This is a genomic window from uncultured Bacteroides sp., from assembly GCF_902491285.1.
Classification (GTDB): Bacteria; Bacteroidota; Bacteroidia; order Bacteroidales; family Bacteroidaceae; genus Bacteroides.
This window is the reverse complement of sequence record NZ_CABUHK010000015.1, coordinates 65,215-77,906: the sequence shown is the minus strand read 5'-3', so window position 1 is coordinate 77,906 and position 12,692 is coordinate 65,215. Positions and strand designations below refer to the sequence as shown.

Here is a 12,692-nt window from a genome sequence, read left to right as displayed (position 1 = left end):
ATAACTGGCAATATATAGATGAAGTTTACGATCGTATGCTGGCTTTGGGGGTAAAACCTTTTGTAGAATTATCATTTTTCCCGAAAGACATTGCTGCAAAAGATAGCAAGCAACAAATGTGGTATCAGAATAATGTATCTGTGGACCGCAATAACTTTGATAAATGGCATAATTTGGTAAAGGAGTTTACACAACATGTTGTTGACAGATATGGCATCGATGAAGTTTTAACTTGGTATTTTGAAGTATGGAACGAGCCGAATCTGAATCTGAACCCAAAAGCCGGTTTTTTTGACGGGACAAAAAGTGATTACTTTCGTATGTACAAAGAGTCTGTTAAGGCTATAAAATCTATAGATAAAAGACTGAAAGTAGGGGGACCTGCAACCAGTAATTTTATAGCAGATAATCGCCATGATGGTGAAATAATGGATCATAAAAAGTCTGTTTTCTATTCACAGGATATAATAAATACCAAACAATGGAAAGGTGTATGGATTGAAGATTTTCTTCGTTTTTGTGAAAAGGAAAATCTGCCGGTTGATTTTATTTCAACTCATCCGTATCCCACAGATTATGCTTTAGATCCGGATACGGGGCGTAGTAAGGATGCCATTCGCTATGTACATTCCCTGCATGATGATATAACATGGCTGCGTCAGCAGATTGCGAGCAGTAAATATCCTAATGCGGAAGTTCACCTGACAGAGTGGAGTACAAGTCCTAATAGTCGTGACCGTATGCATGATGTCCTGCCGCCGGCAGCCTATATTCTGAAAACCAACTTAGATTGTTTGGGGATGGCCAATTCGTTGATGTACTGGACATTCACGGATGTATTTGAAGAAAAAGGCGGTGGTGAGGAAATTTTTCATGGTGGTTTTGGAATGATTAACTTCCAAGGGTTGGTGAAACCTTCTTTTCATGCTTATCGTATGTTGCACCAATTAGGCGATGAGAAACTGTATTATAAAGATCCGTTGTTTGTGAGCCGTTCTTCCCGAACAGGCAAAATATCGGCTGTAGCCTTTAATTATCCGTCAGAATACGAAGAAGCCGTGCCTTCGGCTGCGAATTTTAACAATTACATGCAAGCATCATCTAAAAAAGTGGATATAGCATTGAAAGGATTAAAACCGGGCACTGCTTTTGAAATTGAAATATTGGATAAGGATCATGGTAATGTGTATGATGATTACTTGAAAATTGGTGCTCCACATTCGCCCGGTTACAAAGAAATCGATTATTTGAGGCAGGCTGCTTGGAATACGGATAAACAGATTATTAAGGTGAATTCAGAAGGCACTTTTGTTTGGAAGTCTGAATTGGCTCCGTGGAGTTGCGTGTTAATTCGTGAACTATAAAAATGAAAAGAATGCCCAAATATGAAAAAACGATTATCCTTAAAAATAGAATATTAAAACAATCAAGAGAGGGCATGATTACCACTCCCTATTAAGCGGAACGGAAAAACTCAGCTAATCCTGAACAGGATATTCTCGTTTTTTATTATTTCGCGTATTTATTGGTTAAATTGAAATGTGTTTTGCTCTTTAAATTAGTTGAAAGTATGACTAAGTATTGAATGACCAATCATTATGATACTTTTATTATGTTGGTGTTAATACTATAGCTAGAGAGAAAACAAGCTCTCAATGCCTCTTTTTTGTGTTCCCCGGTGGCAATCGATGCGTTCCTCGGTGCCGGTCAAGTCGACCGGCACCGAGGAACGCATCGATTGTTTTAAACCAACGGATGCTTTATGAGTGCAAAAAGTGCATATTTGTTCTGACCTTATGCAATAAAATTCTTTATTTATGCATATTAATGCGGTGATTTATACAGTTTATTCTTTGATTTATCATTTTTAGAACAATCGGTTTTCTATAAAATCTTAAAAAACGAACATCAGGAAAGAAGCTTGACCGATGTTCCCTGCATTGTATGGATTCTTGTTGACAATAAGGGTTGATATGAAGCATCCCTTGTTGACAACCGGCTTTATTTTTTCAATGTTATATACTTCTTGAACGAAATAATAATGTATATTTGCAGGGAACAGAATGTGAAAAGGATGAAAAACATACTCATTGTATTATTTATTATATTGCTAAATATACTTAATCCACAATATCTGTTGGCGAGAGACTTGAAGTTTAACCGTTTGACAGCCGAGAATGGTTTACCTTACAGCACGGCTAATGTGATGTTTCAAGATGATAATGGATTTCTATGGATTGGTACTCATACAGGCTTGTGCCGTTACGACGGGATTAATACGGAGATCTATTCAGAGTTTGAAAACAGGCAGGTTCGATCTTTGGAAGAAACGGAAGGAAATTGGTTATGGGTCGGTATGGAGAATGGGCTTGCCCGTATTAACTTGAAAACACGTAAGATGGAATCTATTCTTTGTGAGGGGAAAAAGGAACTTCAAAGGGTTAGTGCTATCCATTGGGGAAAAGACGAAAAGGTGTATGTAGCTGCTATTGATGGGCTTTTTGTCTATGACAAAGGTATATTGACACATGTGATTGCTGATGAAGGACAAGTGTTCTCTATATTGGAGAATACTCTTACTGACTATTGGTTGCTTACTGAAAAAGCATTGTTAAACCTAGATACCAAGACCGGGAAAGTTACGAGGTATGCTTGGCCGTTGAAATTCAACCCGTTTTTTCTGGCTTCTCTAAATTCGCATAAAAACGTTCTTTATATTTCTGCCGAATACAATTCAATGTTACGATTTGATATGAAGAATCGCCGATTTATGAATGAGTTCGCAATAGAGGATAAGAAAAGAACCTATCCGTTGATTATCGATGGCGGACAACTATTTGTAAATACAACGTGGGGGATAGAGGTGCTCTCATGTACTACGAACCGGTTGCAATATACGATTGTAGCTGATGATGATATGAAAAACGGGCTCCGGTCCAACCAGTTCTATTCTATGTATAAGAAAGGAACTACTTTGTGGCTGGGTATTTTTTCCGGGGGAATCGCTTATTCGCAGATTGAAAATGATGCTTTTAATGTTTATCGGCTTCCCGGCACGGATTTTACTACATTCAATCGTCAGGTGCGTTCTTTTTGCATTGTCTCGGATGATATAAAATTAATAGGAACAAGGAATGGATTACTGTTGGTTTCTGAAAAGGAAAAACGTGTTCAGACTTTCACCACTCAAGATTATCCGGCATTACTCTCTAATTCTATTTTATTTATTCAACCATTCGGTGGGGACGATTACTTGATTGGTACAACAAAAGGGCTTGTCCTTTATTCTTTGAAAAGGAATTCTTTCAGGATTTTCTCTGAAGAAAATGTATATAAAGGAACACAGTTTTATTCTTGTTTGTCAGATGAAGAGGGGATATGGTTAGCTACATCTGAGAAAGTGCTTTATTATAATATGCATACGAATCAAACGGATATATACCCGCTGGATACTAATAAATATCCGGGATGTTCTGCTTTGTCTTTGTGTTTCGACTCCCGTAATCGTTTATGGATAGGAACTTCTGAAGGTGTTTTTTTATTGGATAAGGTTACTCATAAAATAACGGATACCTTTGAGGGAAAGGATAAATTGAAGAATATATCTAAAGCACAGATTAATAATATATCCAGAAGTAAGAATGGAAAGATGTTCATTTGTACCGATCGGATGGGGCTGATTGTTTTGAATGAGCGGGGATCGGAGATTGATATTTATTCAGAAGATAATATTTTGCCACATAATACAGTTTATAGCGTTTATGAAGATGAGCAGAATGTGTGGTGGATTGCCACAATGAAAGGGATTCTGCGTTATAATCGGGTGACTAATAAGAAACAGTTGTATGATTTATCAGCTGGGATACCTAGTGGGGTATGCCGCTCATTTAGTAAGGATAGTCAAAATAGATATTGGTGGGCTAATGAAATGGGATTGGTTGTTTGTGATCCTTATCAGTTGTCACAAGCTGTATTGTGTGATTTGCCACGTATTAGTTCTGTTAAGGTTGCAGGGAAGCGGCAACAATTGTTGGAAGATCAGGAACAAGGTCCTGTAACTCCGGCTTATGCAAAATCAATGGTATTACCTGCGTTTCAGAACAATTTGGAATTATGTTTCTCCATGCATACCTATCTAGGGGCATTGGATTCTTATCAATATATACTGGAGGGGTTTGATGAAAGATGGAAATATAATATTGAGAATAACTGTTTGTCCTATACTGATTTGCCGGCGGGGAAATATCTATTGAGAGTTCGTGGACAAGGAAATTCTGATTATGAAACTCAATTGGAAATTATTGTAGAATATCCATGGTATGTTACGTATGGTATTGCTGCTATAGTTGTCATAATTGTGCTATTGGGTATCGGATGGAAATATTGGCGGAGAAAAGTGGCGATAGTAGAAATGAAACAGGATCCTGACGATGAATTGTTAAATACGGCGGCGTATAGACCTAAAACTCCAAGATCCAGTCAGGAAAAGTTGGATCGCCTGTATGAACAACTCATTCATTATTTTGAAACAGAAAAACCATATTTGAACAAACAGTTGAAGAGTGCGGATATTGCCGCAGCGTTATCCTGTTCTATTTCTTCTTTATCAGAATGTCTTTCTTTTAAATTGAATACTAACTTTTCCGATTTTGTTGCTCATTATCGAGTGGAAGCTTTTGTTCAAAAGCAAAAACAGGAGGATATTTCTTTATATACATTAATGTCTATTGCAGAATCTTGTGGGTTCAATTCAAAGTCTTCTTTCTTCCGGTTGTTTAAAAAGCAAATGGGATGTACTCCATTAGAGTATATTCAGAAGCAAGATCATGACAGAGTATCAAAACAATGATTTGGGACTTTGCTTTTAACTATTTATACTGTTGATATATAGATATTTATCTGTTTATAGTCTTTCTTCCTTGTATTGATACCTACCGCTTTCAAGTTTATGCCTTTATATGGGAGCAACAGTTTATATTTGCATTCGTAATCATAACCCAAAGTTTATATTATGGAGAATGTAACTGATAGATCCCAGAGTATTATTGTAGATTCGTACATTGAATATTATTCTCGTGTGGTGGATTTTATAACGTATAGAATTAACAATCGTTGTGATGCGGAAGATTTGGCACAAGATGTATTTGTACGTCTGATGGAATATAAGCGAATTCTTTGTGAAGATACTGTAAAGCATTTTATTTATACCATTTCCCGTAATATTGTAACTGATTATCTCCGCCGCTATTATAAGGCAAGAGAAATCAGTAGCTATCTCTACGATGAAGCTTCTTCTTGTACGAATGAAACGGAAGAAATTGTCTTGACCAATGATATTTCTTCATTAGAGAAGAAAAAACTGTCAACTTTTCCAAGGCAACGAAAACAAATTTATTATTTGACGCGCTTTAAAGGACTTTCGTCTGTAGAAATTGCTACTCGTCTGAATGTTGGGAAGCGAACGGTAGAATGTCATTTATTTATGGCAAGGAAAGAGATGCGTACATATTTGCAACAGTGTATATAAAAAAGAGATAATAAACGATATAGTGTTAATTTTAAATTGGAATTTATGGAAAATGATTTTCTTAGATTCTCACCGAAAAGAGTTTTATATTCTGTGGTGATGGTATCCACGTTATGGGTCGGAAGTCCTCAATTGGTATTTTCGGAGGTGAGAGATGTTCAGGCTATTCTACAATCTGGTTTCGTAAAGGGGCAAGTAGTAGATGAGAAGGGTGAACCTATTATTGGAGCTAGTATTTCAGTGAAGGGAACGACCAATGGAGTAATTACTGATATGGATGGTAATTTTACATTGAATAATGTTTCTAGAGGGGTGTTGATCATTTCGTATGTGGGTTTTCAAACACAAGAAGTGAATATAACAGGAAAGCCACTGAAATTTGTTTTGAGAGAAGACTCCGAGATGCTGGATGAGATTGTAGTTGTTGGGTATGGAGTTCAAAAGAAAGCGACTCTTTCCGGGTCTGTTACCCAAGTAAAAGGAGATGAAGTACTTGCCGGAAAATCTACGCAGAGTGTGGCTTCTGCACTGCAGGGGACCATTCCCGGGCTGACAATAACGCGTACTTCTTCTCGTCCGGGAAATGAAGGTACTTCGATAACATTACGTGGGGGTATCTCTGTGAATGATGATGCCAATAAACCAATGATCATTATTGATGGGGTAGAAGCTTACGAATGGGAACTTTCGCAAATTAATCCCAATGATGTTGAAAGCATATCTGTATTGAAAGATGCAGCCGCTGCAATTTATGGTACTAAAGCTGCCGGTGGTGTTATGCTGGTGACAACTAAGCGTGGACAAGAAGGAAAAATCAAAGTCACTTATTCGGGAAGTGTACATGCTAATATTGTAGGAAAACGTTATCCGGTCGCTAATGGGCAAGAATGGGCAAAAATGCATAATATGGCTGTGGAGAATGACTATAAATATGGTGCAGATCATACGTACGGTTGGAAGTTAGGCTGGTCGGAAGAAACGTGGCATTCCCTTGCAAATGGTGAATATATTGAAGGTATGGTAAGTGGTGCTTATAGGGTATTGGACCCTTATGCTGACCAGTTTGATGCTGTTTATGGAACAACATGGGGACAATCACATAACGTAATGGTCAGGGGAGGTAATGATAGAGTGAAGGTTATGACTTCATTAGGATATGCTAATGACCGGTCTTTAATAGACGTGGTGTATGATGGACAGAAAAAATATAATTTTCGTACGAACCTTGATTATAAAATTAATGATATTGTGAAGACAGAGTTCAATGTCTCTTATGATAAACGGAATACCAGTAGCCCTCAACAAGGCGTGGGACATGGTTTGCAAGATATGTATTTATTCCCGATATATAATGAATACGGGCAATTTTATGATACTTTTGGGAATAATAATCTTGTGGCTAAAATGGTTGAAGGAGGACGTAATAACAATACGGAAGAAATCATGCGTTTAGGAGGTAAACTGACTTTAGACCTCAATAAATATGTAAAGGGACTGTCTTTACAAACTTCTGCCAACTTTCGTATCCGACATCATAAAAAAATAGAGCGTCAGACTCATGTTACTCTTTATGACTGGGCGGGTGAAACAACCTCTATTGACGGTTATCCTGATTATTCCCAAGGGGCAGGTTCTATTCATTATCAATCGTCAGATGATGATTGCTGGGTAAAAAACACTTTAGAAGAAACCTTTTATCAAACTTACAATGCTTTGTTGAATTATAATCGTTCATTTGGTAGTCATAACGTATCACTAATGGCGGGTTTGACCGGTGAAAAAACAGGATATGAGAAATACTACCAATATCGTAAAGGTATGGCCAATGACGAACTGGATGATATTAATTTAGGAGATGTTACTACTGCTGAAGCTACTGGAGGCAGAAATGAGGTAGGAATGATTTCTTGGATTGGCCGATTGAACTATGATTATAAGGGAATTTATCTGTTAGAAGGTTTGTTCCGTCGTGATGGATCTTCCAGATTTTCAAAGAATAATCGTTGGGCTAATTTTTATGGTCTTTCAGCTGGCATACGTTTCTCTGAATTTGAGTTTGTAAAGAATTGGAATGTATTTGATAATTTAAAGTTGCGTGGCTCTTACGGTGAAACCGGTTCACAAGGAGGTATTGGCCAATATGATTATTATTCAACAATTAGTAAAGGGAATACAGTATTCGGATTTGACGGTACAAAAGTGAACACGGCATGGATTTCTTCTATGACTTCAGAAGATAGAACCTGGGAACGTGTCTCTACTACTAACGTTGCGGTTGATTTTGCCGTACTTAATAATCGTCTTAGCGGTACATTTGAATATTATATCCGTAAGAATAATGATATGTTGATTGATATCACTTATCCTAAGACATTGGGGGCAACGGCTCCAAAAACAAATTCCGGAGGTTATCGTGCTAATGGTTGGGAACTACAGTTGAATTGGAATGATCGGATAGGAAGAGATTTCAGTTATAGTGTCGGATTAAGTTTGTCCGATGCGCATACTAAAGTAACTAGTTATGAAGGCGCAGCTGCTATCACTTATGGTAAAAATAAAATAGTAGAAGGAAAACCGATTAATTCAATTTACGTATTCAAGACTAATGGGTATTTGCAGAATGAAGAAGAAGTCACTGCTTATTATGGAACGATTAATGGAACAGGTACATTGGCTCCTACTCAAAATAGTAATAATCAGTTACGTCCTGGATGCGTGAGGAAAGTCGACTTGGATGAAAATGGAGCGATTACTACGGATGACCTCTATTATTATGGTGACTCTAATCCACACTATCAGTTTGGAATTAGTTTGGGAGTAAAATATAAAGGGTTTGATTTTTCGGCATTCATTCAGGGAGTTGGTAAACAGAATCTTATTCGCGAAGGTAATATGCGTGGTCCTTTCGTTAGTTGGTGGATGAATCAAAATAAGACCTATCTTGATAATACATGGACAGAAGGAAATACTGATGCTCGTTTTCCTTTGCTGTCATTTAATGGTTCTGTAAATGATTGGAATTATAGTCAATATAACGATATCAATGTGATGAATGTTTGGTATGCTCGTTTAAAGAATGTGGCATTGGGGTATACGCTGCCTAAGACATGGATGAAAAAAATAGGGGTGGAAAATCTACGCTTGTATATATCGGCAGATAATCTGTTTGAATTGACACATGTAGATGATAAATTTGACCCTGAAGCACAGGCTTCAACGGGACAGGGCAAGATTGATTGTTATGCACGTACGATTTCTTTTGGTATTGATCTCACATTTTAAAAAGCATGTAAATTATGAAAACAGGTAAAGTTATATACATCCTATTATTAGGTTCATTGGTTGTTACAAGTTGTATAGATGACTTTTTGAATCTTAAGCCTCTGGATTCTGAAACAGAAGCTATATTTTTTCAAAATTTGGAACAATTTCAGGCTGCTGCTGATAATCTTCATACTAATATTTACGCATGGCAGTCCAATGGAAAGAAAGGTAGTGCAAATAACACTTATGCCATTCGTTTTGATTATGGGACAGATTTGATTACAGTTTCTCACGATGCAGTGAATGGGACAAATGCGGCCGGCACTTCTGATGATTATTATTCTCAATCGTATGAATGGCTACGTGGCTGTAACCAATTAATAGAGAAGGCTGCCTCTTATTCTAACCCTAACGAAATAGCAGGTCCGGTTGGTCAAGCTCATTTCTTTCGTGCATGGCATCATTTCTTTTTGTTACAACGTTTTGGTGGAATACCATTGATGATGAGTACTCCCGATGTCTCTTCAGATGTGGTATGGGGTAAGAGGGCATCTCGATACGAAGTTGTAAAAGCTATTTTGGATGATTTGGACACAGCCATTTTTAACTTGAAAAACACGACAGTGTCTTCGACTTCAAACGATGGTCATGTTACAATTGAAGCTGCAAAAGCTTTTAAGGCACGTGTTTGTTTATATGAAGGTACTTGGGAGAAATATAATGGTATAGGTACGGCTGATCCTACTAATGGGGACGGTGTGAAGAATGGTGCTGGAACGGTAATTCCCGACGGATATCCTTCTGTGACCGATTTTTTAACCATGGCCAAAACACTTTCCGATGAGATTATCAGTAGTGGGACATTTGAATTGTTTTTAGGGGTAGAGAATGTTCCCAATTCGGCTAATCCGGATTTGTATGCACATAAGAGTTATTTTTATCTATTTAACTTGGAAGGTAGTGATTCTAATCCTGCCGGGCTGAGTAAGGCTAGTAATAAAGAAGCTATTTTTCGTGCTGTCTATGATCATACGAATAGGAAGAGTAATATGAATCTGACGCATTCAGAACCAGCTAAGATGACACGGAAATTAATTGATATGTATTTGTGTGCTGATGGTTTGCCTGTTCATGTGTCTCCTTTGTTTAAAGGATATATTGATATGAATACGGAATTTGAAAATCGTGATTATCGGCTGACAGCTTGTCATCCTAAGACATTGGATTATGTTTGGGGGTGGGGGAAATATGGTACTGGTGCAGATTATATGACAGATATAACTTCTTTGTCTGCCAATCAGTATCAATATTGTCCTAATTTGACGACTAATACAGCTTCAGGAACTCGTGGACGGAAATTCTGCTCGGAATTGTCTACCATAACCGATGCTGGTCAGGAAGCAATGGATTGTATGTTAATACGTTTGGCTGAAATATATTTAATTTATGCTGAAGCTACTTGCGAGTTGGGGAATGGTACTATTTCTGATGAGGATTTGGACAAGTCTTTAAATTTAGTTCGTGCCCGTGGTGGAGTGGCTCCTTTGAATGCTGCTTTGATAGCTAAAGCAAGAACATTGGGATGTGATATGTCTTATTTAGGAGAGATCCGTCGTGAACGTGCTTTGGAGTTGTATGCTGAAGGCTTACGTATTGCGGATGTATGTCGTTGGGGAATTGCGGAACAAGTCTTTGGGACAGAAAAATGTGGTGTCTATATAAGCTATGAAGATACTAATACGTATTTGGTTACAATGAAAAATCCTGTAACAAACGAAGATGTTTTTAAATCAAGTGTTTGGACTGCTGATAATATAGAACAAGAAACTATTACTTATGAAGATCCTGCGTATACTCCAACCAAGCCAGGGTGTGTGATTGTAGAAAAGAAGGTCAATAGAAAATTTTCAAAGAAGAATTATTTGCAACCTATTCCTACAGATGAGATAAAGTTGAATCCGCAGTTATTGCAGAATCCGCAGTGGTAATGAATGTAATTAATAAAAGATGAATATGAAAAAGCTATTTAATTCTATAATGATTTGTGTTCTGTTATTTTCGAGCACTTTCATAGGAACTGCATGTTCAGATGATGAAAAAAATGGATTGAATAAATATCCAGTTCCTGTAATCTCCGAGTTTTCTCCAAGCGAAGGTCTTCCAACTAGTGTGGTGACGATAAAGGGAGCTAATTTTGGAACAGAACGTACAGAGCGTGTGGGACGTGTGTATTTCGGAGGTGTCGAGGCTACTGACTATGAAAGCTGGTCGGATAATGAGATTAAAGTACGAGTACCGCAGAAGGGAATTACTGGTAACATTACTCTGTGGGTATGGAAGAATCATACAGAAACAACCGATGAATTTATTTGTGTTCCTGGTGCCGAGATTACTTCAATCAATCCGAGTCCCACTTTTCCTGGTTCGCAGATTACAATAAATGGAAAGAATTTCCAATATTTCATTGATAAAGGGGTTACTGCTCAGGATGTTATTGTTGAATTCTGTGCCGAAGAGGGAATTACCAAGGCCACTGCTGATGCTTTAACAGCGACTTCAGTTACCGTAACAGTACCTACGGATGCAAAAGGTGGTGCTATTACTATTGATTTTAATGGTTATCAAAAGATTAGTGGTCCCGAATTGCCGTTAGTTGGAGATTTGAATTTACCGCTCATCAACTATTTAGAAACAAGCGGAACAATAACCATTGAAGAAGGTGGTATTGGAAGTACTAAGGATGGTGCTCATGTCATATATCAGTTTGACGCTCCTGCAACCGGATTGTTCGACGTATATCTGATGACAGGAACGACGAAAGATGGAAGTTCGCTGAACGTTAATATCGGTGATAACCTGAATACTTTGAAAACAGCTGCATTGAACGAGACTTTGACCCATGCAATGAAGAATACCGGCTCATGGGCAACCAATTGGAAAGACCAATGGGGAGCATTCTATCTTGAAGAAGGCAAAACCTATTATCTGAAAATCACATTCCTGCAAGTGGGAACAACTTGGGTTGGAAACGTCGGTGAAATTGGATTGACTTTATCTGCTGATCAAAATCAAACACCAGTAAATGGGAGTAAACCAGGTGCGGATTATGTAATTTATAAACATGATTTCAATTCGGGTACATCCTATCTTCCTTTTACAGACGCATGGGCTTGGGAACCCAATTATATTAAGATTGTAGATAAATATTTGGAATTTTATTACAACTATAAAGCTCTTTTGGAGGATGACCGTCGTATGCGTCGAGGGGCCGAAGTGACTTGTAATTTCAAAACGACAACCGAAGGATGGTATGGTTTTAAGGTTTATTTGCCCGAAGGCAAGTTCCCTATGAACGAGAGTGGCATCATCATTGCGCAAATTTTCGGTCAAGGGTGTAAAAACAGTTGGGCGGGGCATCTTTCCATTGATCAGGGAATTTTGAAACTTTCGCATCGTCATGCTCTGATTGATCCGGTAGTAGGAATCGTTGGCAAACTCGAAACTAATAAATGGTACTCGGTGGTGGTTTATTTCAAGGCCGGTCGGAACAACAAAGGCCATCTGAAAGCATGGATAGGCGATAATATGGTCGAGGGTTCACCTGCATACGATTCCGGTAATTGCAATTTTGGTTTTGCGCATTGGATTGATGATGATACTTTGGATGATACTGGAAATAATTCTGAGTGTGTTGGTTATAACGGAACTTATGATGCTTTGGGTTGTAAATTCGGATTGTATGTGACTAATAAGGTAGATATGACTATCCGTTTTGATGACCTCAAAGCCCTTGAGGGTAATCCTGCCGGAGCATTTGATATTGTGAAGCCGGGTAAGTGATAAGCATGAAGGATAACTGTTTAAGTATTAGATCTCATATATTTTAAAGATGGGAGAGCGC

The 12,692-nt window shown here is 37.9% G+C and carries 6 protein-coding genes; all 6 read left to right on the top strand.

All coding sequences use genetic code 11. The annotated features are described in order from the left end of the window. Positions 1-1,364 (top strand): glycoside hydrolase (locus tag RDN93_RS05995; RefSeq protein WP_308744653.1); only part of this gene is annotated, 1,364 nt, incomplete at its 5' end. Positions 1,365-2,074: 710 nt separating this feature from the next. Next, a complete protein-coding gene (locus tag RDN93_RS05990; RefSeq protein ID WP_308744652.1) occupies positions 2,075-4,849 on the top strand; it encodes a two-component regulator propeller domain-containing protein in 2,775 nt (924 codons plus the stop codon). 162 nt (positions 4,850-5,011) lie between these two features. Next, positions 5,012-5,527 carry a sigma-70 family RNA polymerase sigma factor gene (locus tag RDN93_RS05985; protein ID WP_308744651.1) on the top strand — a complete coding sequence of 172 codons (516 nt, stop codon included), beginning with the start codon at positions 5,012-5,014 and terminating at the stop codon, positions 5,525-5,527. A gap of 99 nt (positions 5,528-5,626) precedes the next feature. Continuing rightward, on the top strand, positions 5,627-8,809 hold the full coding sequence (locus RDN93_RS05980) for a TonB-dependent receptor (RefSeq protein WP_308744654.1): 3,183 nt from the start codon (positions 5,627-5,629) through the stop codon (positions 8,807-8,809). 14 nt (positions 8,810-8,823) lie between these two features. Continuing rightward, positions 8,824-10,779 (top strand): RagB/SusD family nutrient uptake outer membrane protein, encoded by a 1,956-nt coding sequence (locus RDN93_RS05975; RefSeq protein WP_308744650.1) that lies wholly within the window; start codon positions 8,824-8,826, stop codon positions 10,777-10,779. A gap of 118 nt (positions 10,780-10,897) precedes the next feature. Then, the gene (locus RDN93_RS05970) at positions 10,898-12,631 is read left to right on the top strand and encodes an IPT/TIG domain-containing protein (protein ID WP_308744649.1); all 1,734 of its coding nucleotides are present in this window, start codon (positions 10,898-10,900) and stop codon (positions 12,629-12,631) included. Positions 12,632-12,692: the final 61 nt, after the last annotated feature.